20 protein-coding genes and 1 tRNA gene are annotated in these 24,466 nt (G+C 70.5%); 15 read left to right on the top strand and 6 right to left on the bottom strand.

Annotated elements, in window-relative coordinates:
* Positions 1-62: 62 nt before the first annotated feature.
* The 6 genes from CHAN_RS01265 (at position 63) to CHAN_RS01240 (ending at position 5,976) form a co-directional block, all read left to right on the top strand.
* Positions 63-1,421: a M1 family metallopeptidase gene (locus tag CHAN_RS01265; protein WP_290291005.1), complete on the top strand. Its 1,359-nt coding sequence runs from the start codon at positions 63-65 to the stop codon at positions 1,419-1,421.
* A complete protein-coding gene (locus tag CHAN_RS01260) occupies positions 1,418-2,779 on the top strand; it encodes a hypothetical protein (protein ID WP_290291003.1) in 1,362 nt (453 codons plus the stop codon). Before CHAN_RS01265 ends, CHAN_RS01260 begins: the two co-directional genes overlap by 4 nt.
* Positions 2,780-2,788: 9 nt before the next feature.
* Positions 2,789-3,634, top strand: a complete 846-nt coding sequence (locus tag CHAN_RS01255) for a glycosyltransferase (RefSeq protein ID WP_290291001.1) — start codon at positions 2,789-2,791, stop codon at positions 3,632-3,634.
* 33 nt (positions 3,635-3,667) lie between these two features.
* The gene (ppgS, locus tag CHAN_RS01250; RefSeq protein ID WP_153251581.1) at positions 3,668-4,420 is read left to right on the top strand and encodes a polyprenyl-phospho-N-acetylgalactosaminyl synthase PpgS; all 753 of its coding nucleotides are present in this window, start codon (positions 3,668-3,670) and stop codon (positions 4,418-4,420) included.
* Positions 4,417-4,806 carry a DUF2304 domain-containing protein gene (locus CHAN_RS01245; protein WP_048743433.1) on the top strand — a complete coding sequence of 130 codons (390 nt, stop codon included), beginning with the start codon at positions 4,417-4,419 and terminating at the stop codon, positions 4,804-4,806. The genes ppgS and CHAN_RS01245 overlap by 4 nt, the downstream gene beginning before the upstream one ends.
* 105 nt (positions 4,807-4,911) lie before the next feature.
* Complete coding sequence (locus CHAN_RS01240; protein WP_290290996.1) at positions 4,912-5,976, top strand: DsbA family protein; 1,065 nt, start codon at positions 4,912-4,914, stop codon at positions 5,974-5,976.
* Positions 5,977-6,009: 33 nt separating this feature from the next.
* On the opposite strand, the gene CHAN_RS01235 is transcribed toward CHAN_RS01240, so the two are convergent.
* Both CHAN_RS01235 and CHAN_RS01230 read right to left on the bottom strand, forming a co-directional pair.
* Positions 6,010-6,999 (bottom strand): NAD-dependent epimerase/dehydratase family protein, encoded by a 990-nt coding sequence (locus CHAN_RS01235; protein WP_290290994.1) that lies wholly within the window; start codon positions 6,997-6,999, stop codon positions 6,010-6,012.
* A gap of 84 nt (positions 7,000-7,083) precedes the next feature.
* Positions 7,084-8,328, bottom strand: a complete 1,245-nt coding sequence (locus tag CHAN_RS01230; protein ID WP_290290992.1) for an MFS transporter — start codon at positions 8,326-8,328, stop codon at positions 7,084-7,086.
* 196 nt (positions 8,329-8,524) lie between these two features.
* Between CHAN_RS01230 and CHAN_RS01225 the strand changes: the two genes are divergently transcribed.
* The 7 genes from CHAN_RS01225 (at position 8,525) to CHAN_RS01195 (ending at position 14,645) form a co-directional block, all read left to right on the top strand.
* The gene (locus CHAN_RS01225) at positions 8,525-9,511 is read left to right on the top strand and encodes an ABC transporter substrate-binding protein (protein ID WP_290290990.1); all 987 of its coding nucleotides are present in this window, start codon (positions 8,525-8,527) and stop codon (positions 9,509-9,511) included.
* A gap of 22 nt (positions 9,512-9,533) precedes the next feature.
* A complete protein-coding gene (locus CHAN_RS01220) occupies positions 9,534-10,598 on the top strand; it encodes a FecCD family ABC transporter permease (RefSeq protein WP_290290988.1) in 1,065 nt (354 codons plus the stop codon).
* Positions 10,595-11,470, top strand: a complete 876-nt coding sequence (locus CHAN_RS01215) for an ABC transporter ATP-binding protein (protein ID WP_290290986.1) — start codon at positions 10,595-10,597, stop codon at positions 11,468-11,470. The genes CHAN_RS01220 and CHAN_RS01215 overlap by 4 nt, the downstream gene beginning before the upstream one ends.
* Positions 11,471-12,099: 629 nt before the next feature.
* Complete coding sequence (locus CHAN_RS01210) at positions 12,100-13,458, top strand: MFS transporter (protein WP_290290984.1); 1,359 nt, start codon at positions 12,100-12,102, stop codon at positions 13,456-13,458.
* A gap of 188 nt (positions 13,459-13,646) precedes the next feature.
* Positions 13,647-13,775 carry a hypothetical protein gene (locus tag CHAN_RS01205; RefSeq protein WP_290290982.1) on the top strand — a complete coding sequence of 43 codons (129 nt, stop codon included), beginning with the start codon at positions 13,647-13,649 and terminating at the stop codon, positions 13,773-13,775.
* A 298-nt stretch (positions 13,776-14,073) separates the two neighbouring features.
* Positions 14,074-14,250 (top strand): hypothetical protein, encoded by a 177-nt coding sequence (locus CHAN_RS01200; protein WP_290290980.1) that lies wholly within the window; start codon positions 14,074-14,076, stop codon positions 14,248-14,250.
* A 140-nt stretch (positions 14,251-14,390) separates the two neighbouring features.
* Positions 14,391-14,645: a hypothetical protein gene (locus CHAN_RS01195; RefSeq protein ID WP_048743420.1), complete on the top strand. Its 255-nt coding sequence runs from the start codon at positions 14,391-14,393 to the stop codon at positions 14,643-14,645.
* A gap of 159 nt (positions 14,646-14,804) precedes the next feature.
* On the opposite strand, the gene CHAN_RS01190 is transcribed toward CHAN_RS01195, so the two are convergent.
* Positions 14,805-14,880 (bottom strand) — tRNA-Thr (locus CHAN_RS01190).
* A gap of 108 nt (positions 14,881-14,988) precedes the next feature.
* Entirely contained in the window at positions 14,989-16,293 is a 1,305-nt protein-coding gene (locus CHAN_RS01185) for a DNA polymerase III subunit delta' (protein ID WP_290290978.1), read from the bottom strand.
* A gap of 116 nt (positions 16,294-16,409) precedes the next feature.
* Between CHAN_RS01185 and CHAN_RS01180 the strand changes: the two genes are divergently transcribed.
* Entirely contained in the window at positions 16,410-17,936 is a 1,527-nt protein-coding gene (locus CHAN_RS01180) for an adenylate/guanylate cyclase domain-containing protein (protein WP_048743418.1), read from the top strand.
* A 151-nt stretch (positions 17,937-18,087) separates the two neighbouring features.
* Here CHAN_RS01180 and topA read toward each other — a convergent pair whose 3' ends face one another.
* Together topA and CHAN_RS01170 are read right to left on the bottom strand one after the other, a co-directional pair.
* Positions 18,088-21,084: a type I DNA topoisomerase gene (topA, locus tag CHAN_RS01175; protein ID WP_290290975.1), complete on the bottom strand. Its 2,997-nt coding sequence runs from the start codon at positions 21,082-21,084 to the stop codon at positions 18,088-18,090.
* 549 nt (positions 21,085-21,633) lie between these two features.
* Positions 21,634-21,837, bottom strand: a complete 204-nt coding sequence (locus tag CHAN_RS01170; RefSeq protein ID WP_048743413.1) for a cold-shock protein — start codon at positions 21,835-21,837, stop codon at positions 21,634-21,636.
* Between the two features lie 199 nt (positions 21,838-22,036).
* Here CHAN_RS01170 and CHAN_RS01165 point away from each other — a divergent pair, with 199 nt between their 5' ends.
* Positions 22,037-24,430, top strand: coding sequence for a Zn-binding domain-containing protein (locus CHAN_RS01165; protein ID WP_290290974.1), 2,394 nt, complete (start codon positions 22,037-22,039; stop codon positions 24,428-24,430).
* Positions 24,431-24,466 lie beyond the last annotated feature (36 nt).

Raw genomic sequence — 24,466 nt, 5'->3', positions numbered from 1 at the left:
GCAAAGCGGTCTTTTCCGCCCGCCCGGCGCCCCTCCGGGCCCGCCCGTTTACAGTGAGTGGCGTGCAACCGACCAACGACTACACCGGCATCCCGTTCAACCTCGGTTTCCGGGTCGACCACTACGACCTGGACCTCGACTACCGCGTCGGCCCCAACCGCCTGAAGGCGACGGCCGTGCTGCACATCGAGGTCAACGCGTACATCGAGAGCCTGACGCTGGACTTCGCGGACGTCCTCGGCGTCGATTCCGTCGACGCGGACACCGACGTGCGCAACTCGCGGGTCGACGTGGCGCGGTGGCGGCAGTCGGGCCGGAAGCTGCGCGTGACGTTCGACCGGATGCTGGAGCCGGAGGAGACGCTGAACCTGACGGTGCGGTACTCCGGCAACCCCGGGCCGGTGAAGTCGAAGTGGGGCGAGCTGGGCTGGGAGGAGCTGACCAACGGGTCGCTGATCGCCTCGCAGCCCATCGGCGCCGCCAGCTGGTTCCCCTGCGACGATGACCCGGAGGCGAAGGCCCGTTACGACATCGCCGTGACGTGCGACGCCCCGTACACGGTCGTGGCCACCGGCCGCCCGTCGGCGCCGCAGCGGGTCGGCGGGTCGCGCCGCCGCTGGACGTTCGCGTCCGCAGAGCCGATGGCGTCCTACCTGGTCACCATCCAGATCGGCCAGTACTCGCGCATCGAACTGCCGTGCTCCGTCGCGCCGGTGGTGGCCTACGCGCCCATGCACCTGGTGCAGCGCGTCAAGCACGATTTCCGCGACCAGGGACGCATGCTCGAGCTCTACCGCGACCTGTTCGGCGAGTACCCCTTCCCCGGCTACCGGGTGGTCATCGTCGAGGACAACCTGGAAATCCCCCTGGAGGCCCAGGGCCTGTCCATCTTCGGCGCCAACCACGCCGACGGCAAGGACACGTGGAACCGACTGATCGCCCACGAGCTGTCGCACCAGTGGTTCGGCAATTCCGTCGGCCTGTCGCAGTGGCGGGACATCTGGCTCAACGAGGGCTTCGCCTGCTACTCGGAGTGGATCTGGGCGGAGGCGGCCGGCGGCCCGACGGCGGAGGAGTCGGCGCGGAAGCATTACGACGAACTGGTCCGCAAGCCGCAGGACCTGCGCATCGCCGACCCCGGGCCGACCGACATGTTCGACGACCGCCTGTACAAGCGCGGCGCCATCACGGTGCATGCGCTGCGGCTGCTCTTCGGCGATGACGCCTTCTTCGACTTCGTGCGCACGTGGACCAACAAGAACCGCCATTCGGTGGTCGACGCGGTCGATTTCCGGGCGTTGGCCAACCGCATCTGCCGCGAGCGGGGCATCACCACCGCGCACCTGGACGCGATCTTCGACGCCTGGGTGAACCGCACCGAGCTGCCGCCCTTCCCCGTCGACCCGGCGGCGCGCCCGTGAAGTGGTTGACCCTGGCGACGCTGGTCGCCGCCGCCGGCAGTTTCGCCATCCTCTTCCTTTCGGCGTGGGGGCTGGCCACGGACGTCAACATCCAGTTCGTCGCCTACTGGGGCCTGTTCTTCGCCATGACGGGCGTGCTCGGCGGCCTGATGCAGGAGACCACCCGCGCGGTGGGTTCCTCGCTGCGGCCGGTTGGGGGGACGCTTGACGACGCCCCGGCGCCCGCGGAGGTCCACCGTTCTGCCGGCGGCGACGGGGCCGTGATTCGGGCGCGGCCGATGACGGTCGCCGCCGGGGTGGCGGCGGTGACCTTCGTGCTGTTCGCGGCGTCGGGCCCGCTGTGGGTGGACTTCGTGGTCCACGACGGCCACGTGCTCGCGGTGCTGCTCATGGCGGGCGGCCTGGCCATGTACGCCATGCAGGCGGCCGTGTCCGGCGTGCTGTCGGGCGCGCGGCTGTGGGGGCAGTACGCGGCGCTGATCATCCTGGACATCGTCGTCCGCGTCGTGCCGGCCGCCCTGGCCTGGTGGCTCGGGTGGGGGCTGGGCGCGTGGCTGTGGATCACGGTGATCGGCACCGTCAGCTGGCTGCTGCTGGCCGCGGTCTCGCCGGCCACCCGCCGGGCGATGATGCTGCGCGCCGACGTGCCGGTGCGCCGCTTCGTGCCGCTGATGGTCACCGCCATGGGCGCCGCCGGAGCCTCGGCCGTGCTGGTCACGGGCTTTCCCACGCTGGTGAAGATCAGCGCGGACCACGGCGCGGGCGCGCTCGGCGCGGTGACGGCGGCGGGCATCGCCTACGCGGTGACGCTGACCCGCGCGCCGCTGCTGATGCCGCTGGAGAAATTCCAGAACGCCATCATCGTCCACTTCGTCCGCGCCACCGGCGGCCCGCTGGCGGCGCTGGCCAAGCCGCTGGGCGCGCTGTTCGCCTTCGGCCTGTTCGGCTCGGCGCTGGCGTGGCTGATCGGCCCGTGGATCCTGGAGGTCATCCTCCAGCCCGACTACTCCGTGCCGGGCCGCACCCTGGCCGGGCTGACGCTGGGCGCCACGTTCACCGCCGTGCTCATGGTCACCGGCGCGGTCACCCTCGCCATCGGCCGGCACCGGGCGTACCTGCTGGGCTGGCTGGTGGCCACGGTCGTCGCCACCGCCATCCTGTTCGGCCCGGGCACGCTGGAGCTGCGCAGCGTGCTGGCGCTGGTCGTGGGCCCGTCGCTGGGCGTGGCCATCCACCTGCTGGTGCTCAAGGCCGTCGCCCCCGAGGGTGCGGCGGGCATGGCAGCGGCGGCGGCCGCGGAAGGCGCCGGGGAGGGCACGGTCCCGCCCACCGCGCCGCCGCCGGCCGCGCAGATCTAAGGTGTAGCCGTGAGCACCACCCGCGACGATCTCGCCGTTTTGATGACCGTGTACCACCGCGTGGACCCGTCCCACCTCGACGCCGCGCTCGAGTCCCTGTGGGCCCAGACGGTCCGCGCGGGCCGCGTCGTCCTGGTCGGCGACGGGCCGCTGACGCCGGACCTCGACGCCGTCATCGCCCGCCACGCCGCCGCGCACCCGGAGCTGGACTTCCGCCCGCAGCCGGAGAACCTCGGCGCCGGACCCGCGTCGCAGGCGGGCCTCGGCCTCATCGACGAAGAGTGGTGCGCCCGGCTGGACACCGACGACATCGCCGAACCGGAGCGGTTCAAAAAGCAGCTCGCCGTGGTCGACGGGCCCGGCCCGGTCCCCGACGTCGTCGGCACCGCGATGGCCGAGTTCGACGATGACCTGGGCGGCGACATCACCGGCATCCGCGCGCTGCCGGAGAGCCACGACGAGATCGCGAAGTACGCGCGCATCAATTCCCCGTTCAACCATCCTTCCGTGCTGTTCCGCACCGAGCGGGTGAAGAAGGTCGGCGGCTACCGCCACGCCCCGTACATGGAGGATTACGACCTCTGGGCGCGGATGCTCGCCGACGGCGCCCGCTTCGCCAACCTGCCGGAGCCGCTGACGCGCTTCCGCGTGACGGGGATGCTCGACCGGCGGCGGGCCAAGGGCATCGTCGCCTCGGAACGCCGCATGCAGGCGACCCTCGTCGACCTGGGCCTGGTGTCGCGGCCGCGGGCCGCGTTCAACTTCGCCGCGCGCTCGGCGTTCCGGGCCCTGCCGACCGGCCTGCTGCGCCGCGCGTACCGCGCTTTGTTCCATCGCCGCGCGCGCAGTCGCTGATAAGCGGAACCACCCGCTACGATGAGCCACATCATGGATCACAGCGCAACCCCCAACGATGGCGGGATCGATTCCGCGGCCGCGCCCCATCCCGGCGAATTCGCGGACACCTGGCTCATCGTCCCCTGCTTCAACGAAGCGACCGTCATCCGCGGCGTCCTGGAGAACGCCCTCGGGACCTTCCCCAACATCGTCGCCGTCAACGACGGCTCCCGCGACTCCTCGGCGTCGGAGATCCACGCCGCCGGGGCGCACCTGGTCAACCACCCGGTGAACCTCGGCCAGGGCGCGGCGATCCAGACCGGCATCGAGTACGCCCGGTCGCAACCCGGCGCGGAGTACTTCGTCACGTTCGACGCCGACGGCCAGCACCAGGTCAAGGACGTCGTGGCCATGGTGCGCAGGTTGCGCGCCGAACCGCTGGACATCGTCGTCGGCACGCGCTTCGGACGGCCGAAGTCGGAGGATGACCAGGTGCCGCTGATCAAGCGCATCGTGCTGAAGACCGTCGTGGCGCTGTCACCGCGGACGCGGCGCCTCGGGCTGACCGACGCGCACAACGGGCTGCGCGCGTTCAACCGCAAGGTCGCGCTGGAGACGAACCTGCGCATGAACGGCATGAGCCACGCCTCCGAATTCGTGGGGCTGATGGACGAGTTCGGCTGGCGCGTCGCCGAGCAGCCCGTCGACATCCTGTACACCGAATACTCGATGTCGAAGGGGCAGTCGCTGTTCAACGGCGTCAACATCCTCTCCGACTCGCTCATCGCCAGGAGGCTGCCGTGAACGCCAACTACATCCAGATCCTCCTGCTGGCGGCGATGGCGGCGCTGGTCTGGTATTTCGTGTCCAACCGCCGCAAGGCCCGCGCGAAGGCCGGCGTGAAGCTGGGGTTCCTGGTGTTCCTGGCGGCGTGCGTGTGGGCGATCGTCCGCCCGGATGACCTGACCATCGCGGCGAACTGGGTCGGCGTGTCGCGCGGCACGGACCTGCTGCTGTACATGCTGGTGCTGGCGTTCGTGTTCACCACGGTGAGTTCGTACATCCGTTTCCGCGAGCAGGAGCTGCGCTACGCCCGGCTGGCCCGCGCGGTGGCGCTGCAGACCGCGGTGACGCCGGAAGAAGCGATGCCGGAGGGCACCGGGGAAGCCGCCGCGCGCGACGACGGCTGACGCTTCGCGCGTCGTTTCCGGGCCGGCCTTCGGGCCGGCCCGCTTTTTTCGCTCGACGACGCCCCGGTTCTGCGCGGGATCGGCCCACCCTGCACAATGGTCGCCATGACTCGATCCGACGACGACCACCGCAAGCCCGACGACGCCGCCGTGCCGGAGGACAGGCCCGTCGAAGTGGGATGGGGCCAGGACCCGAACGAGGCCGCCACCCGCGCCAACGTGGACGCCAACTCCGATGTCGGCGCCGTGATGGCCGGCGACGGCGAGGCCGCGAAGGCCGACGGCGCGGATTCCGACGCCGACGGCGACGCCGGTGACAAGGCCGGTGCCGACGACAGGGCCGAGGCCGGCACGGACACCCGGTCCATGAAGACCGTCCCGCCGGCTCTGTGGGTGTGGCTCGCCGCCGCCCTGCTGCTGGTGGCGGGCCTGGGCTTCCTGGCCGGCGATCGCTTCGGCCCCGGCATCGGCGACACCGGCGTCAATCTCGCCGGCGCCGCGGCCGGCAAGAAGAACGACGGCCCGGTGGCGAAGGAGGACGGCACCTACGACGCGTCGATCGTCGGCCCGCGCCAGGGGACGGCCGTCGCGACGATGGAGGACATCGAGAACGTCCACCGCCGCAACGAGGCCGACCCGTTCGCCCTGGGCGCCGTCGACGCGCCCGTGGTCATGACCATGTTCTCCGACCTCGAGTGCCCGTTCTGCGCCCGCTACGCGGTGACCACCCAGCCGAAGCTGATCGCCGACTACGTCGACGCCGGCCTGGTGCGCATCGAGTGGAACGATTCGGCGGCGCCGGGCCCGGCCGCGCAGGCGGCCCAGGCGGGTCGCGCCGCCGCGGCGCAGGGCAAGTTCTGGGACTTCCAGCAGGCCGCGTTCGAAGCCGCGACGGCCAAGGGCAACGGCCACCCCGAGTTCACCGTCGAGGAGCTCGTCGACATCGCGCGCACCGCGGGCGTGGAGGACATCGGGCTGTTCGAGAAGCAGCTGAAGGACGGCACCTGGGAGAAGGCCGTCCAGGAGTCCACCGCCTACGCGCAGAGCGTCGGCGTGCAGGGCACCCCGCAGTTCGTCATCGGCACCAAGCCCGTGACCGGCGCGCAGCCGGAAGAGGTCTTCCGCGACACCATCGAGCTGGAACTGATGAAGGCCAAGCGCGCCCGGTAGCGGGCCGCGGCTTACCCGCGACTTACCCGCGACTTACCCGCGGAAGTAGTCGACCGTGCGGCGCACGCCCTCGGCGATGTCCACGGTCGGCTCCCAGCCCAGCACCTCGCGGGCCAGCGAGGGATCCAGCGCCGAACGGGGCACGTCGCCCTGGCGGGCGGGGGCCTGCTCGGGCTCGTCCGGGGCGCCCGCGGCCTCGGCGACCAGCGAATGCAGCCGCCGGTCGGTGGTTTCCACGCCGGTGCCGATGTTGAACCTCATGCCGGACCCCGCGGTGCCGGCCGCCCGCACGAACGCGTCGACGACGTCGCCGACGAACACGTAATCGCGGGTGTTGCCGCCGTCGCCGAACACGCGCGTGCCCTCGCCCGCCAGCAGGCGCTGGGCGAAGATCGCCACGACCCCGGCCTCGCCGTGCGGATCCTGGCGCGGGCCGTAGACGTTGGCCGGCGCGATGTGCGAGCAATCCAGGCCGTGGAGGCGGCGGAACATGTTCAGGTACTGCTCGGCCGCCGACTTCGACGCGGCGTAGGGGCTCAGCGGGCGGACCTCCTGGTCCTCGCCCACGGGAAAGGAATCGGGCGTGCCGTAGATCGAGCCGCCCGAGGACGTGAACACGATCTTGCGCACCCCGTGCCGCCGGGCGGCGTCGGCGATGCGGATGGTGCCGATGATGTTCAGCTCCGCGTCGTGCACCGGGTCCGCGACGGATTCGCGGACGTCGATCTGCGCGGCGAGGTGGAAGATCACCTCGGGGCGCACGCGCCCGAGCAGCCCGTCCCAGTCGACGCCGAGGACGTCGCCCTCCACGAATTCGAACCGGTCCGCGCCCGCCGCCCGCGCGTCCCGCAGATTGTCGAGCTTGCCGTGCGAGAGGTCGTCGACCACCGTGACCGAGTGGCCCTCGGCCAGCAGACGATCCACCAGGGTCGAACCGATGAACCCGGCACCGCCGGTCACCAGCGCGCGGCCGGGCGGGAAGGACGTGTCGGGGGCGGCGTTGTCTCGCGATACGGCTGGCATGAATGGCATGGTACGCGCCCGGTGCCCGCTTGACGACGCCCCTGCGCCCGGCACGTCGGCGTCGTCAAGCGGAAAAGCGCCGGGTCAGTCCCGCCGCAGCCCCCGCCGCGAGTTCAGCGCGATGACCGCCATCATCAGCACCGCAATGACCATGCCGCCGCCGAGCATGACCGGGTACGTCATCCACTCGATCGACTCGGACAGCTTGGTCAGGATCGCGGGGAACGCAAACCCGATGTAGGTGAGGCAGTAGAAGATGCCCGTCAGGCCGGCCAGATCGCGCGGGCCGGCGATGCGCTGGACCTCGTTGAGGCCCGTGAACATGGACAGGCCGTAGCCCATGCCCAGCACCAGCGCCGCGACGATCGCCGCGGGGATCGACGGCGACGCCGACATCCACATGGCCAGGCCCATGCCCACCACCACGATGCCCATCGCCGCCAGCGGGCCGCGGGCGGAGGACTCCGACGCGATGCGCGGGCCGACCTGCTGGATGCCGAAGCCGAACAGCAGCGCGAAGAACGTCACCAGCGCGGAGAAGAACACCGGCTGGGCCACCTCGCCCTGCATCAGCGTCGGGATGATCGCGTAGGCCACGCCCGCCGCGCCGAACACCCACGGGGCGACCATCGCCGCCACCAGCAGGAAGCGCGGGTTCGTCACCGACGGGGTGCGCAGCGACTGCAGGATCGTCTCGCGCGGGCCGCCCGCCAGATGCGGCGACTGGCGCGTTTCGGGGACGACCGTCATCGCGATGATCGTCGGGACCGTCAGCACGATGTGCAGGATGTACGGCAACTGCCCCGGCAGCGGCGCGAACTGCGCCAGCGACCCCGCCACGCCCGCGCCGATGCCGAAGCCCAGCGTCAGCGCCATCGACTGGCGCTTGGCGCCCGACGTCGACTTCGCCGTCGGATCGAAGCGCTCGTGCGACAGCTCCTTCACCCACGACCCGCCGACCGCCATGGCGATGCCCACGCCGACGCCCGACAGCGCGCGGCCGACCAGCAGCAGCGGGCCCGTCGTCTCGCCCGCCGCGATAAGCACCGAACCGATGATGGAGAACAGCGGCGACGCCAGCATGACCGGCTTGCGGCCGACGCGGTCCGACAGCGGGCCGGAGATCAGCAGCGCCGGGGCGATGCCGAGCGCGTAGATGAACAGAAGGAGGTCGACGAAAACCAGGTCGAGGTCGCCGTTGAGGCGGTACATCACCATCAGCGGCGTGAACTGATTTCCGCCCCAGGCCACCGCGAACACGGCGATGGCGACCAGAAACCACGGGGGCATGTGGCTGCGGCGCGCGGCCGCTCCTTCGGTTCGTGACATGCGGCACACTTTACGACGCGACCCCGCGTACATCTCAAATTATTCGCAAACGCCGTTGCCGCCGCCCCGATCGGGGTTGCGGATGAATCGTTTCGCTTGGCTAGGCTTGACCTCGACCACCGCACCCGGCGATCACCTGACCAATCCCGGAATTCTGCGGGGCGATTTTGCCACGCCCGAAAATCCGAGGAGCACCATGCGATCACGAGCACATTCACTTTTGGCCGGATTGGCGGGGATCGTCGTCTCCGCCCTGGCCCTGACGGCCTGCGGTTCCGGCGGGGACGGAGGAGCCGGCACCGGCGCGGACGGCGGCGGTGCGGCCGGGGGCGACGGCGCGTTCCCGGTGTCCGTCGCCTCCGGCGGAGCCGGGTCCGGCGACGAGGTGACCATCGAGAAGCGCCCCGAGCGCATCGTCAGCCTCTCCCCGACCGCCACCGAGTCGCTGTTCGCCATCGGCGCGGGCAAGCAGGTCGTCGCCGTCGACGAATACTCCAACCACCCGGCCGAGGCACCCGTCGTCGAGGGCCTGTCGGGGTACCGCACGAACGTCGAGTCGGTCCTGTCGCACGACCCGGACCTGGTGGTCGTGATGACCCCGGATGACGCACTGGCGCAGGGCATGGCCGCGGTGAACGTGCCGGTCCTGGTGCTGCCCGCTGCGAAAGACCTCGACGGCGCCTACGCGCAGATCGAGACCCTCGGCACGGCCACCGGCCACGTCGGCGACGCCGTCGAGGTGGTGCGGAACATGTCCACCGAGATCGACGAGGCCATCAAGTCCGTGCCGGCCGGCGTGCGCGACGCGGGCCTGAAGTACTACCACGAGGTGACGTCGGATTATTACTCCGTCACCGACGACACCTTCCTGGGCGAGGTGTACCGGAAGTTCGGGCTGTCGTCGATCGCCACCGGCGATTCCGGCTACCCGCAGTTGAGCGCCGAGGCGATCATCGCCGCCGACCCGGACCTGATCTTCCTGGCCGACGCCACCTCCGAGTCGCTCACCGCGGACGACATCGCGGCCCGCCCGGGCTGGGACAAGATCAAGGCGGTGAAGGACGGCAACATCACCGCCCTCGACGAGAACCTCGCCTCGCGCTGGGGCCCGCGCCTGCCGGAGTTCTACCGTTCGCTGGCCGCGGCGCTCAACGACGCCCGCGTCCCCGCGGCCGCGAAGTAGCCGGGGGCGCACGGTGCCCGAGATGGCGACGGCGACGACGAAGGCGGAATCGGGGCGGCGGCTCACGCGGCCCAACGCCCTGGCCGTCGTCGCCGCATCCCTGTTGCTGCTCATCGGCGCGGCGCTGCTGTCCGCGTTCACCGGCGCCGTGAAGCTGCCGCCCGCCGACGTCGTCCGCGAGCTCGTCGGCATCGGCGCGCTGTCCGCCCGCGACCACGCGATCCTCTGGGACATCCGGCTGCCGCGCGTGGCCATGGGCATCGTCGTCGGCGCGACGCTCGCCATCGCGGGCGCGGCGTACCAGGCGGTGTTCCGCAATCCGCTGGCGGACCCGTACCTGCTCGGCGTGTCCTCCGGCGCGGGCCTGGGGGTGACGCTGGCCGTCGTCGCAGGCGGGGCCGTGGGCTTCGGCGGCGGTGGCGCGGGAGTGGTGGCCGCCGCCTTCGCGGGCGGCGTGATCGCCGTGAGCGCGACGTACATGGTCAGCCGCGGCGTGGGGCACGGTGCGTCGGCGACGGTGGTGGTGCTGGCGGGCGTCGCGGTGGCGGCGTTCGCCAATGCGGCGCAGACCTTCATCCAGCAGCGCAACATCGAGACGATCCAGCGGGTGTACTCGTGGATGCTCGGCAACCTCGGCGTGACCCGGTGGGGGTCGGTCGCGCTGGTCCTGGTGCCGGCGGCGGTGTGCTGGCTGGTGCTGCTGGGCGCCGCGCGCGTGCTCGACGTCATGACGGTGGGCGACCTGGAGGCCCGCACCCTCGGCGTCGACCCGGCGACGGCGCGGCTGCTGCTCGTCGCCGTGGCGACGCTGGGCACCGCCGCCGTGGTCAGCGTTTCCGGGCTGATCGGCTTCGTCGGCATCATCGTGCCGCACGCGCTGCGGCTGGTCGTCGGGCCGGGCCACCGCCTGCTGCTGCCGCTGACGCTGATCTGGGGCGCCATCTTCCTGCTGCTCGCCGATACCTTCGCCCGCACGGTGCTGGCGCCGGCGGAGCTTCCCGTGGGCGTGGTCGCCGCGGCCGTGGGTGCGCCGTTCTTCCTTTTCATCCTCCGTCGATTCAGCAAGATGGGCAGGGCCGGGGCATGACCGATCCGACGCGCACCCGCACCGCCGCGGCCGCGGTCGGGGCCGACAACTCCATCCACTGCCATGACGTGCGCGTGCGCCACGAGGGCGCCGACCGCGACGCCGTGGCCGGCGTGACCTTTTCCGTCCCCGCGGGCGGCTGGCTGACGCTGGCGGGCCCCAACGGCTGCGGCAAGTCGACTCTGCTCCATGCGCTGGCGCAGGTGCTCGCCCCGGCCGCGGGCACCATCACGTTGGCCGGCCACGACATCGTGGGCGGTTCGGGGCCGCTGCTGGCGCTGCGGGCCCTGTCCCCCGCCGCGTGGCGGCGCCGCCGGGAGCTCGCGCGCACGGTGGCGCTGATGCCGCAGACGCCCGTCATCCCGGAGGGCATGCACGTGCGCGAGTACGTTCACCTGGGCCGCCATCCCCACGGCGGTGCGTTCGGTTCCGACGACCACTCCGTCACCGACGCCAGCCTGGAGACCCTTCACCTCACGCGCTTCGCCGACCGCCGCGTCGCCGAGCTGTCCGGCGGCGAGCGCCAGCGGGTCACGCTGGCGCGCGCCCTGGCCCAGGAGCCGTCGATCCTGCTCCTCGACGAGCCGACCTCCGCGCTGGACATCGGCCACGCGCAGGACGTCCTGGAGCTCGTGGAGGACGTCCGCGCCGAGCGCGGCCTGACCGTCGTCGCGGCCATGCACGACCTGACGCTGGCGGGCCAGCACGGGGAGCGGGTGGCTTTGCTTCACGACGGCGCGCTGTCCTGCATCGGCGCCCCCGCCGAGATTCTCACCGCCGAACGGATCCGCGACATCTACGGGGCGAGCGTGGAGATCCTGCAGCGCCCGGATGGCCCGGTGGTGGCTCCGGTGCGCGAGCGCCGCCGCTGAGCGGGTCGGGCGTTCCTCTCCGATTCGGGCGCGTTCGCAGGCCCGGGCGGGTCAGCCACCCCCGAATCGGGGTGCGCATTCGGCACCCCCGCCGACCGGCGAGTGACGGCCATGAACCGCACCGCAATCAGGCCGTTGCCGTTCCGTGATGGTCGACTTAACTTGCGTCACAGCACCCTCTCAGCACACACGGATTACGGCCCGCAGGCCCTTCACCACACAAAGTTATGTACTTATCTGGCGTAGGACATTTCATCGTCCGCGCAGGTTATGTGGAAAGTCGCCGAACGGGTGCCCCCGTCGCAAAGCAGCCAGCCCACCCCCGGCCAATACCCCCGGCATGCGCGGGCATGCCCGAGTTGCCCGAAAACACCCCGGGGAGCACCTCCACGGGGTCAAGCAAACACCGGAAATCGCTACCCCCGAGGCCCGAAATCGGCGGTGTCGCGGAAACTCAACGAGCTGCCGGGAGCCCCGGTGCTGTGTCAAAATACGTTCCGCTCGCGACGCGTTCATGCGCCGCCCGCTTTCGCGGCCGCCCACAAGGCAGTCGCGCACCCGATTCCCCCGTGCACCGGGGCGACGCCCCGACAACACGCACACGAACCGACCCGAAAGCCGGAGACTCCATGACCACGTCCGTCATCGCCGCCGAGAAGGACCAGCGCACGCGCGTCCTCTCGGGCACGCTCATCGGCACCACCGTCGAGTGGTACGACTTCTTCATCTACGCGCAGGCCGCCGCCATCATCTTCGGCAGCCAGTTCTTCGATCCCGCCGGCGGCAAAGACTCCCCCGTCGGCCAGATCATTTCCTGGGCCACGCTGGGCATTTCCTTCCTCTTCCGCCCGCTGGGCGCCGTCGTCGCCGGCCACATCGGCGACCGCTTCGGCCGCAAGGGCGTGCTCGTCTTCACGCTCATCGGCATGGGCCTGGCGACGTTCCTCATCGGCGTCCTGCCGACCTACGCCAGCTGGGGCATCGCCGCCCCGCTGATCCTGGTGGCGCTCCGCATCATCCAGGGCATCTCCGCCGGCGGCGAGTGGGGCGGCGCCGCCCTGATGGCCGTCGAGTACGCGCCGAAGAAGCGCCGCGGCCTGTTCGGCTCCGCGCCGCAGGTCGGCGTGCCGCTGGGCCTGGTGCTGTCCACCGCCGTCCTCGTCGCCGTCCAGTCCAACCTGGGCATGGAGGCGTACAAGGAGTGGGGCTGGCGCATTCCGTTCCTGCTCAGCTTCGTGCTGATCATCGTCGGCTACATCATCCGCAAGGCCGTCGACGAGTCCCCGGTCTTCCGCGCCATGCAGGAGGAGTCCGCCGAGCGTTCCGCTCCGCTGCCGCTGCTGTTCAAGAACCACTGGCGCAAGGTCATCCAGGGCGCGCTCATCTTCGGCGCCCAGCAGGCCCCGGGCTACCTGGTCATCGCGTTCTTCGGCAAGTTCGCCCAGATCCCGGTCGAGGCCGGCGGCGCGGGCATCTCCTCGCAGGTCGCGTGGACGGGCACTCTGGTGGCCGGCATCTTCTGGACCATCTTCATGGTCCTGTCCGGCGCCATCTCCGACTCCATCGGCCGCGGCCGCACCTTCATCATCGGCTACGTGCTGCTGATCATCGGTGAGGTCGTCATGTGGAACCTCATCGCCACCGGCAACCCGTGGATCTACGTCGCCACGCTCGGCTTCCTGGCGCTGCCGCTGGCCCTAACCCTCGGCCCGCTGCCGGCCATGTACGCCGAGATGTTCCCGGCCGACGTCCGCTACTCGGGCGTGTCCATCTCCTACGCCCTCGGCGCGATCCTCGGCGGCGCGTTCGCCCCGATGATCACCCAGCTGATCCTCGATGCCACGAAGACCGACACCTACGTCGGCGACACCTGGATGGTCTCCGTGTACCTCATCGCGCTGACCATCCCGGCGTTCATCGCGCTGTTCATGCTCCCGAAGAACCTCGAGGAGCGCGACCTGCTGGCGCTGAAGCACGACGAGGCGTAATCCACGCCCTTCGCTCGCGCGCGAGCCGCGCAGGCCCACGTACGGTCCACGTACGGCCCGCGCAGTCCGCACGCGGCGATCCCCGGCCCCGCAGGGGTCTCCGCGAAAAGAACCCGCCGTCCCGTTTCCCGGGCGGCGGGTTCTCGCGTGTGCGACGATGAAACCCCAATTGCTTCGGGAGGCGCGCAGTGAACATCGGAATCATCGAAGTAGGGATCATTCTTGCGGTGATGCTGTTGGTGCTCCTGAAGGCGGCCGTCGGTGTTCTCGCCGTGCTGGCGCTGGTGTGGGTGGCGCGGGCGATGCTCCGGAAGTAACGGTCGCCGCCGGCGGGGCATCTGCAGTTGATGGGCACGCCCATGGAAGCGGCTCGGCTGCGAGTCGATGCGGGACAGGGCCGGGCACCCCCGAGGAGCGGATGCACACCACCAGTCAGCACGCGCCCAGGCACTGTTCGAACATGTGCGCGCAGCCGATCCGCAACATAGTGAAAGATGACGACTCGACGGTCGGCATCGTGCCGACCCGGTACACGATGCTCCCGTGGACCGAACCACCTCAAGGACGAATCCCCAATCTCTGACAGGGAAACCCGTGAAAGGTACGGTACGAGTCATGAACAGGACGAACGCGATGACCAGGGGAGCCGGCCGGATGACGCTGGCAACCTCCCCGCGGATCCGCGACGTCGCGGAGGAAGCTCACCGGCGCAACCGGACCCGAACGCTTCGGTCGTTCCAGAAGGTCGGGAACTCGATCCGTCTCGAGATCAACCGACGCTCCCCGGACTAGACGTCGTTCAAGCGTACTCCCTGCAGTATGAGGGCCCCCTGCCCCCGCCGGGAGTCCTCGCCGAATACGAGCATTTCGCCCCGGGAACCGCACGCCGAATTCTCGATGACGCCCACGAGAACGAAGTTCTCGACCGCGAGGTGACCCGCAAATCGTTCGAGACTGCATTGTGGCTGGAGAAGGGTGGGTTCATTGCCGCTGCCGCAATCACCGTCACATGCTTGGTGTTTGCCTTGCTGTGCTTGTTCTTTCTTGAACCACCGGAATCGATCGCGGGCACCGTGGTCTTTGCCCTGGGAAGCGCCACGCCCATCGTTCTCGGTTTCCTTGGCAACCACGGAGCGGTGAAACGCGGCGATGCAAAGCGGTCCACCGAGGAGTCACGGGATGCGTGACGCCCTCCCCCGGGGGCCGGGCGGACAGCGGATCCGTACGGTATCCGTACGGTTTCGGTACGGTACGTCGGGCCACGACCAGCAACAACGCGCAACAACGTCCGTGCCCGAAAAACGAGGAAACCCCAGGCCAACCGGGTGGTTGACCTGGGGTTTCGGTGGAGCCGCCTGCGAGAATCGAACTCGCGACCTTTTCATTACGAGTGAAGCGCTCTACCAACTGAGCTAAGGCGGCGCAGTCGCCACGGCATGCGTGGTTACCGCCGAAATCTTATCGCACCACCCCCGCGCCCCAAAATCCGCCCCCTACCGGCCAGAACGCGCCTGCTTTACGACGACCGCGTCACCTCTGCCCCACCCGGCACGCCACTTGCATCGCGCCCATCATCCCGTCGAGGGCGACGGCGGACCGCACGTTTCGGGCCATGGCCTTGCGGGCCCCCATCACCGCGTCGATGCATGCCACCAACCCTTCCGGAGGAACCCGGCGCGCCAATTCCGAGGCCGTGCGCCGCCGGTCGGGATTGATCGGCGTCGGACCGGCTCCCCCGCCTGTGCCACCACCGGAGCCACCACCGCCGCTCCCATCCGCACCGATCCCCGAGGAGACCAGCAGCGCGTCGCGAAGCAAACCGACCATGTCCATCAGCGCCATGTCCACCAACTCGAACTCGGTGCGCTTGCGGCGGCGCTTCTGGTTCTCCTCCAGCTCCTTGATCACGCCCGCCGACCCGCGCGTCGCCGCCTGCGCGCCCTTGCCCTTCGCGCCGAGGCCCAGGGAATTGGTCAGCTGCTCCAGCTCCTTCTCCTCGCGCGGGGCATTGCGCCGCTTCGACTCGGCCTCCGCCTTCGACGCCAGCTCCCGAGTGCGCAGGTACGCGCGGGAAGGGTCGAACACCGCCTCCACCAGATCCAGCGCCCGGCCGCGCCACTCGCGCGTGCCCTCATCGGTGGCCAACCCCTTCGCCCTGCCGATGTGGCCGTTGGCGATGGTGCCCGCCCACTCGGCCTGCTCCACGGTCAACTCGGGGTTGCTCATCCGCAGCGCGGCCACCACGTGCTCCCGCGTCGGAGTGGGCACGTACACGTGCCGGCACCGCGACCGCAGCGTCACGGAAAAGTCCGACGGATCCGTCGTCGGCGCGCACAACAGGAACACCGTCCGCTCCGGCGGCTCCTCCACCGCCTTCAGCAGGGCATTGGCGGACTCGTCGTTGAGCCGGTCGGCGTCCTCGATGATCACCACCCGCCACTCCGCCGTCGTCGGCCGGCGGTGCGCCCACGGGATCACCTCCGAGCGCACGACCTTCACCTGGATCACCGCGCCCTCGGTGGTCACGTTCATCAGGTCGCCGTGCGTGTTCGCCTCCGCCGTCAGGCACCCCCGGCACCGGCCGCAGCCCACCACGTCCGGGTCGGTGCACAACAGCGCCTGCGCGAACGCCTTCGCCGCCACGGACCGCCCCGACCCCGGCGGCCCCGTGAACAACCACGAATGCGTCATCGCGCCGTTCGGGTCCGCCGCGGCACGCGCCGCCGGATCATCCCCCGCCCGGGCCATCGCACGCGCCGCACGGGCCGCGGCCGCCAACGTCGCCCGCGCTCCCCCGGACTCCGTCACGCGGTCGAAAACGCCGGTTTCATCCATGGGCACCACGATAGCCGCCGCACCGGACCGGACCGTCGCAAAGCAATCCCCGCCCCCGCCGACCAGCGTTCGCCATGGCGTCCCAAGCATCCGCGAGGGGCGATAAGGTGGTCTGCATGCAACGGTTGTGGAGGAACCTCCGGTGGCTGCGCAGCACGCCCTGGCCCGCGTACGCGGCGGCGGTGTTCCTGTGCAACCTCATCGGCGCCGTCGGCGTCGGGTTCTTCCTCGGTGCCCTGCTGCCGCTCGAGGGCCTGTCGGGGTTCACCGAACTGCCCGGGCCCGCGTTCATCGGGCTGCTCGTGTACCTCGCCGCCGCCGTGGCGGCGGGCATCGGCACGACGTGGCTGCTGTTCAAACCCGTGCTGCGCTGGCAGCGCAACCCCGACGGCCACGACCCGCGGCGCGTGCGCTACCTGGTCATGCGCATCCCCGGGTACCAGGCGATCCTCGGCGCCATCATCTGGGGCGTCGGCGTGCTGGTGTTCGGCATCGTCGCACTCGTGCATTCGCCGCGCCTGGGGCTGGTGGTGGTGATCACCTCGGTGTTCGGCGGCGCCATCGTCGCGCTGATGACGTACCTCATCTCCGAACGGCTCGTCCGCCCCGTCGCCGCGGAGGCCCTCGCCCGCCGCGCCCCCGACTCGTCGCTGGAACCGCCGATCGGCCAGCGCCTGCAGCAGACGTGGGTGCTCACCTCCGGGCTGCCCGTCGTCGGCATCCTGCTCGTGTTCCTCGCCCAGAGGCTCGGGTACTTCACCGACGACCTCGGCGACATCCTGCCCGCCATCGTCGCGCTCGCCGTGCTGGCGCTGGTGACCGGCTACGTGGGCACGTCACTCGCCGCCATGAGCATCGTCGACCCCATCCGCGACCTCACCGGCGCCGTCAACCGCGTCCGCCGCGGCGACACCGGCACCCGAGTGCCCATCTACGACGGCTCCGAAATGGGCGTCCTGCAGGCCGGCTTCAACGAAATGATGCGCGGCCTGCAGGAACGCCAGCGCGTCCGCGACCTGTTCGGCCGCTACGTCGGCTCCGAAGTCGCCCGCAAGGCACTCGAGGAGAAGCCGACGCTGGGCGGCGAGGACCGCCTGGTGGCCGTGCTGTTCGTCGACGTCATCGGGTCGACGACGTTCGCCGTGCAGAACTCGCCGGAGGTCGTCGTCCGCGAGCTCAACGCGTTCTTCGAGCACGTCGTCGACTGCGTGCACCGGAACAAGGGGATCATCAACAAGTTCCAGGGCGACGCGGCGCTGGCCGTGTTCGGCGCCCCGCTGCCGCTCGACGACACCGCCGGGCACGCCCTCGCCGCCGCCCGCGAGCTGCGCCAGGAGCTGCGCGACCTGAAGCTGTCGGCGGGCATCGGCGTCTCCGCCGGGCGCGTCGTCGCCGGGCACATCGGCGCCCACGACCGTTTCGAGTACACCGTCATCGGCGACGCCGTGAACCAGGCCGCCCGCCTCACCGAGCTGGCCAAGGACACCCCCGGCCAGGTGCTGGCCACCGCGTCGACCGTGCGCCTGGCCAACGAGGACGAGCAGGCGCGCTGGACGTCCCTGAAGTCCGTCGAGCTGCGCGGTCGCACCCACATGACGCAGCTGGCGAGGCCGATCCGCCCGACGCTCGCGGACCGTTCCTGACGGCCGCCGCGGCCGGCGGCTTTTGCTTGACGACGGCCGGCCCACGGCCCGTTCGCCCGCGCCCGTGCCCGGGCCCGCGCCCGCCGAACGGAGGAAAGGCCGACCGACGCGAAAACGGCCGGCCCGGGAAACCGGACCGGCCGCGGGCGGCTCAGGACTTCTTGGCCGTCTTTTTCGCCGTCTTCTTGGTGGCCTTCTTGCTTGTCTTCTTGGCGGCCTTCTTCGCGGTCTTCTTGGTCGTCTTCTTCGTCGACCGCTTCGCCGTCTTCTTCGCCCCCGGGCCACCCGTGGCGGCCTCCTTCGCGCGGCGCTCCGACAGCAGCTCGTTGGCGCGCGCGTCGGTCAGGGTCTCCGGGTTGTCGCCCTTGCGAAGCGACGCATTCGTCGTGCCATCGGTGACGTACGGGCCGAAGCGGCCGTCCTTCACGGTCATCGGCTTGCCGGACACGTCGTTGTCGCCCAGCTGCTTCAGCGGCGGCTTCGCGGCCGCGCGGCCCCGGCGCTTCGGCTCCGCGTAGATGCGGCGGGCCTCGTCGAGCGTGACCGTGAAAAGCTGCTCCTCCGACGCCAGCGACCGCGAGTCCGAGCCCTTCTTCAGGTACGGGCCGTAGCGGCCGTTCTGCGCCGTGATCAGCTCCCCGTCGGTGGGGTCGACGCCGACCTCGCGCGGCAGCGACAGCAGCTTCAGCGCCTCCTCCAGCGTCACCGTCGACGGCTCCATCGAGGAAAACAGCGACGCCGTCTTCGGCTTCAGCGTCTCCTCGACGATCTGCGCGATGCGCTTCTCCTTCTGGTTCGCCGCGGTCTTGGTGTCCCAGTTCTTCTTGCGCTTGCCCTCGGCGGCGCGCTGGGCGTCCTCCGCGGCACGCTCCTCGGCGACGATCTGCTCCGCCTTGACCTCGACGCCGGCCTTCTCCTCGTCGGTGACGATCTCGGTGACGTACGGGCCGTAGCGGCCGTCCTTGGACACGATCATGCGGCCGTTGGCCGGGTTGAGGCCCAGCTCGCGGCCGCCCTGCGGCATGGCCAGCAGCTTCTCGGCGGTCTCCAGGTCCAGCTCGTCGGGGGTCATCGACTCCGGCACGTTGGCGCGCTGCACCAGGTCGGCGCCCTCCTCGCCGGCGCCGGGGCGCACGCGCTCCAGGTACGGGCCGTAGCGGCCGACGCGGACGACGATGGGGTTGCCGTCGGCGTCGTCGAAGATGTGCAGGGAGTTGACGCGGCGGGCGTCGATCGCCTCGAGGTTGACGTCGATGATGTTCTTCAGGCCGCCGCGCGCCGCGATGACGTCGGCACCGCCGGATCCGTTTTCGGCGGAGTCTCCGAAGTAGAACCCGCTGAGCCAGCGCGTGCGGTCCTCGGACCCGGCGGCGATCTCGTCGAGCTCATCCTCCAGGTCGGAGGTGAAGTCGTAGTTGATCAGGTCGGCGAAGGAATCCTCCATCAGGCCGACGACGGCGAACGCCACCCACGACGGCACCAGGGCGTTGCCGCGGGAGTACACGTAGCCGCGGTCCTGGATGGTCTTGATGATCGACGCGTACGTCGACGGGCGCCCGATGCCGAGGTCCTCCATCTTCTTCACCAGCGACGCTTCGGTGTAGCGCGCCGGCGGGTTGGTGGAGTGGCCTTCCGGGGTGACGGAGTCGACGCCGAGTTCCTGGCCGGTTTCCAGGCGCGGCAGGCGGCGTTCGGCGTTGTCGGCGACGTTGCGGCCGTCGCCGAGCTGCGACACCTCCACGTAGGCCTTCAGGAAGCCGGGGAAGGTGATGGTGCGGCCGGTGGCGGACAGTTCCACCTCGCGGGCCCCGGCCCCGGCCCCGGCACCTTCACCGGCGGCTGACGTGCCCGCGACGACCACCTTCATCGACGTGCCGCGCGCGTCGGACATCTGGGAGGCGACGGTGCGCTGCCAGATCAGCTCGTAGAGCTTGAATTCCTCGGCATCGAGGGATCCGGCGAGCTCGCCGGGCGTGGCGAACCGTTCGCCGGCGGGGCGGATGGCCTCGTGGGCCTCCTGGGAGTTCTTCACCTTGCGCTGGTACTGGCGCGGAGCGTCGGCGACGTACTCGGGGCCGTAGAGGTCGCGGGCCTGACGGCGGGCGGCCTCGATGCCCGACTTCGACAGTGTGGTCGAGTCGGTTCGCATGTAGGTGATGTGGCCGTTTTCGTACAGGCGCTGGGCGATGCGCATGGTGCGCTCGGAGGTGAAGTGGAGCTTGCGGCCGGCTTCCTGCTGCAGCGTCGACGTCATGAACGGCGCGTAGGGGCGGCGGGTGTACGGCTTCTCCTCGACGGACGCGACGGTCAGCGTCGCGCCGGTCAGGCCATCGGCGAGCGAGCGGGCATCGGCTTCGGCGAGGACGGTGACGCCCTCGGGCTTCTTCAGCTGCCCGCGGTCGTCGAAATCGCGGCCGGTGGCGACGCGCTTGCCTTCGACGGAGGTCAGGCGGGCGTCGAAACGCCGCGGCTGGGTGGAGTCGACGGGCTCGGATCCGGTGTCGAGCGTCGCGTCGAGGTCCCAGTAACCGGCGGAGATGAACGCCATCCGCTCCCGCTCGCGCTCGACGATGACGCGGGTGGCCACGGACTGCACACGGCCGGCGGACAGGCGCGGCATGACCTTCTTCCACAGCACGGGCGACACTTCGTATCCGTACAGGCGGTCGAGGATGCGGCGGGCTTCCTGGGCGTCGACCAGGTTCTGATCGAGTTCGCGGGTGTTGGCGGCGGCTTCGAGGATGGCGGGCTTGGTGATCTCGTGGAACACCATGCGGCGCACGGGCACCTTGGGCTTGAGCACCTCGAGCAGGTGCCACGCGATGGCCTCGCCCTCGCGGTCGGGGTCGGTGGCGAGGTACAGCTCGTCGACGCCGGCGAGCAGCCGCTTCAGCTCGGTGACCTTCTTCTTTTTGTCGGGGCTGACCAGGTAGAGGGGCTGGAAGCCGTGGTCGACGTCGACGCCGAGGCGGGCCCAGGGTTCCTTCTTGTATTTGGCGGGGATGTCGGCGGCGCCGCGGGGCAGGTCGCGGATGTGGCCGACGGATGCCTCGACGATGTAGTCGTCGCCCAAGTACGGCTGGATCTTGCGCGCCTTGGTCGCCGACTCGACGATGACGAGTCGCTTCGTGCCTTTGTCGTCTGCCACCTGGAATCTGCCCTGCAACTTTCGGGGTCGGTTCGGGGCCCTTCAGGCCGGGCCCCAGGTCGGGCGCATTGCCTTCACCTGAATCTAAAAGCACACCGTACACATGCCCCGACGCCGCACAGTCGAATAGGGGTGTGACGGGAATCCCCCTCACGGGGGTCTCGGGGCGCCCCTGACCCGTGCGTGACCTGCGATTTCGCGGGGTTGTTGCGGTCCGTGAAATTTTTCGCCCCCTGCTTTGCGACGGCCGGTCCACCGTGGGCGCGGTTCGTCGTAAAGCGCGACGGCGCGAAACCGGCGGCGCCCCAGGAGAAGGAGCTGCGGCAAAGCCGAGGCAGAACCACTGCAGAGCCGAGGAAGAACCAGTGCAGAGCCGAGGCGGAACCCGCGAAGAAGCCGCCGAAGACCCCGGGAACGACGACGGCCCGCCGTGGAGAACCACCCTGGGGTGGAACTTCACGACGGGCCGTTGGCCCCGCTTGAACTGCAGCGGAACCGGCGTCTGTTCAGCTCAGGCGCGAACGCCCACAACCGATGTAGATGTGTCGATTAGAGACCGCGGACGTTCAGGGCCTGCGGGCCCTTCTGGCCTTCGCCGATCTCGAACTCGACGGGCTGGTTCTCCTCGAGGGTCTTGAATCCGGAACCCTGAATCTCGGAGTAGTGGACGAAGACGTCGTTGCCTCCGTCGGCCGGGGCGATGAACCCGAAGCCCTTCTCCGAGTTGAACCACTTAACGGTGCCCTGTGCCATTGTTGATGTACCCCTTTAGGTTGTTGGACGTGAGCGCGCCGCCTTAGAGACGACGATTCAATCCGTCAGTCTGCCACGTATCGCCCGAATGTTCTGCTTTCGGGGTAGACCAATACGCTCACGGGGCACGCCGCGCAGACGTCGATTTCACGGAGGGGGTGGTCAGGTGCATGGTTTCGGGAGAGAACTACTCGAACCGGTGATCTCCGCCCACCCCCGCGCGACCGTCACGCACATCGCCGATCTGCCGCCGCGGGTCGGCCGGACCGCCGAATGGCCCGAGTGGGCCCCCGGGCATTTGCTGTCCGCGCTGTCGGATCGGGGCATAGAAAAGCCCTGGACGCATCAGGCCGAAACCGCCGCCCACGCGTGGGCCGGGCGGCACTGCGTCGTGGCCACGGGCACGGCGTCGGGGAAGTCGCTGGGCTACCTGCTGCCGGTGCTCACCGAGCTCATGGCGGACCCCGCCGCGACCGCGCTGTACCTGTCGCCGACCAAGGCGCTCGGCGCGGATCAGCTCGCCGCCGCGCGCGAGATCGCCGTCGACGCCGTGCGATACGGGCGCGAGGGCGGCGGGAGCGACGCGGATGTGGGACGCGGCGGCGCGGGAGGCGGCGGCGCGCGCGAGCGCGGTACTGGCGGAAACGGCGCGGACCCGCACCCCGTCGCCGTGGCCTCCTACGACGGCGACACCCCGAAGGACGTCCGCCGGGCCGTGCGCGAGGGCGCGCGGTGGATCTTCACCAATCCGGACATGCTGCACATCGGCATGCTCGCCCGGCACCAGTGGTGGGCGCGGGTGCTGCGCAAGCTGCGGTACGTCGTCGTCGACGAGTGCCACGCCTACCGCGGCGTGTTCGGTGCGAACGTCGCGCTGGTGCTGCGGCGCCTGCTGCGGATGGCCCGCCACTACGGCGCGGAACCGACCGTGGTGTTCGCCTCCGCCACGACGGCCGACCCCGCCGCGCAGGCCGCGCGGCTGATCGGCGAGCCCGTCGAGGCCGTGCTCGACGACGGCGCGCCCGTCGGCGAACGCACCATCGCCCTGTGGGAGCCCGGCCTCCTTCCCGACCTGGCCGGAGAAAACGGCGCCCCCGTGCGACGCCCCGCCGTCACCGAAGCCGCCGACATCATGGCCGACTTGCTTGCCGACGGCGCCCGGACGCTGACCTTCACCCGGTCGCGGCGTTCGGCGGAGACGATTGCGCTGGGAGTTCGGGAGCGGCTGGACAAGCGCGGGCGCGGGGACGTCGGCAAGCGGGTCGAGTCCTACCGCGCCGGCTACCTGGCCGAGGACCGCCGCGACATCGAGCGTCGCCTCGACGACGGCGACCTGCTGGGCGTGGCCACCACCAACGCGCTGGAGCTGGGCATCGACGTCGGCGGCCTGGACGCCGTGGTGCAGGCCGGGTTCCCCGGGACCGTCGCGTCGTTCTGGCAGCAGGCCGGGCGCGCGGGCCGCCGGGGCCAGGGGGCGCTGGTGGTCATGGTCGCCCGCGACGACCCGATGGACACCTACCTGGTGCACCACCCATCCGCGCTGCTCGGCAGACCCGTCGAGGCGACCGTCTTCGACCCCGCCAACCCGCACGTGCTGCGCGGCCACATCTACTGCGCGGCAGTCGAATTGCCGCTGACGGATGCCGTGCTCGAGGAGTGGGGCGCGCTCGGCGTCGCGCGGGAGATGGCCGGCGACGGGTGGCTGCGCAAGCGCCGCGACCGCTGGTACCCCACCGACCGCGACGAGGGTCCGCGCATGTCGGGGGCGCATGCGGCCGTGGATCTGCGCGGCGGGAGCGGTCAGGACGTCGCCATCGTCGACGGCACCGACGGTCGGCTGCTGGGCACCATCGACGTCGGCCGCGCGATGCAGCAGATCCACGACGGCGCGGTGTACCTGCACCGGGGCGAGAGCTTCGTCATCGACCACCTCGACCTGGACTCGCTGCTGGCGCTGGCGCACCCGGAGGACCCGGAGTGGTCGACGCATGCGCGGATGGACACCGACATCCGGATCCTCGAGGTCGACGTCGTCCGCGACGTGGCACCCGGCATCCAGGTCGCGTCGGTCGACGTCGAGGTGGAGCACCGCGTGACGTCGTACCTGCGGCGCCTGCCATCGGGCGAGGTCCTCGACTCGGTGGAGCTGGACTATCCGCCGGAGGTGCTGGAGACCCGCGCCGTGGCCTACACCCTGTCGCCGGCGGTGCTGCGCCGGTGGGGCGTCGACGTCGCCGACGTGCCCGGTGCGCTGCATGCGGCGGAGCACGCGGCGATCGGCCTGCTGCCGCTGGTGGCCACCTGCGACCGGTGGGACATCGGCGGGGTGTCCACCGCGCTGCACGTCGACACCGGCCAGCCGACGGTGTTCGTCTACGACGGCCACCCGGGCGGGGCGGGGTTCGCCGACCGCGGTTTCGAGGCGTTCACCGCCTGGATCCGCGCCACCCGCGACGCCGTCGCCGCCTGCGAATGCGAGGCCGGCTGCCCGTCGTGCATCCAGTCCCCCAAGTGCGGCAACGGAAACGAACCGCTGGACAAGGCCGGCGCCATCAAGGTGCTGTCGGGGCTCGCGGCGGCGCTGGAGGGCTGACGGCGCGGGGCTTCCGCGTCGGCGCTCGGCCCGGGC

This window comes from Corynebacterium hansenii, assembly GCF_030408795.1.
GTDB lineage: Bacteria > Actinomycetota > Actinomycetes > Mycobacteriales > Mycobacteriaceae > Corynebacterium > Corynebacterium hansenii.
The sequence above is the reverse complement of the archived record's forward strand: the minus strand, read 5'-3'. Positions and strand labels throughout refer to the sequence as shown.

Coding starts and splice junctions, on each gene's coding strand:
- CHAN_RS01210 (WP_290290984.1), top strand. CDS start 12,100: ATGACCACGTCCGTCATCGCCGCCGAGAAGGACCAGCGCACGCGCGTC.
- CHAN_RS01220 (WP_290290988.1), top strand. CDS start 9,534: ATGGCGACGGCGACGACGAAGGCGGAATCGGGGCGGCGGCTCACGCGG.
- CHAN_RS01215 (WP_290290986.1), top strand. CDS start 10,595: ATGACCGATCCGACGCGCACCCGCACCGCCGCGGCCGCGGTCGGGGCC.
- CHAN_RS01240 (WP_290290996.1), top strand. CDS start 4,912: ATGACTCGATCCGACGACGACCACCGCAAGCCCGACGACGCCGCCGTG.
- CHAN_RS01225 (WP_290290990.1), top strand. CDS start 8,525: ATGCGATCACGAGCACATTCACTTTTGGCCGGATTGGCGGGGATCGTC.
- CHAN_RS01230 (WP_290290992.1), bottom strand. CDS start 8,328: ATGTCACGAACCGAAGGAGCGGCCGCGCGCCGCAGCCACATGCCCCCG.
- CHAN_RS01200 (WP_290290980.1), top strand. CDS start 14,074: ATGAACAGGACGAACGCGATGACCAGGGGAGCCGGCCGGATGACGCTG.
- CHAN_RS01185 (WP_290290978.1), bottom strand. CDS start 16,293: ATGGATGAAACCGGCGTTTTCGACCGCGTGACGGAGTCCGGGGGAGCG.
- CHAN_RS01180 (WP_048743418.1), top strand. CDS start 16,410: ATGCAACGGTTGTGGAGGAACCTCCGGTGGCTGCGCAGCACGCCCTGG.
- CHAN_RS01235 (WP_290290994.1), bottom strand. CDS start 6,999: ATGCCAGCCGTATCGCGAGACAACGCCGCCCCCGACACGTCCTTCCCG.
- CHAN_RS01170 (WP_048743413.1), bottom strand. CDS start 21,837: ATGGCACAGGGCACCGTTAAGTGGTTCAACTCGGAGAAGGGCTTCGGG.
- ppgS (WP_153251581.1), top strand. CDS start 3,668: ATGGATCACAGCGCAACCCCCAACGATGGCGGGATCGATTCCGCGGCC.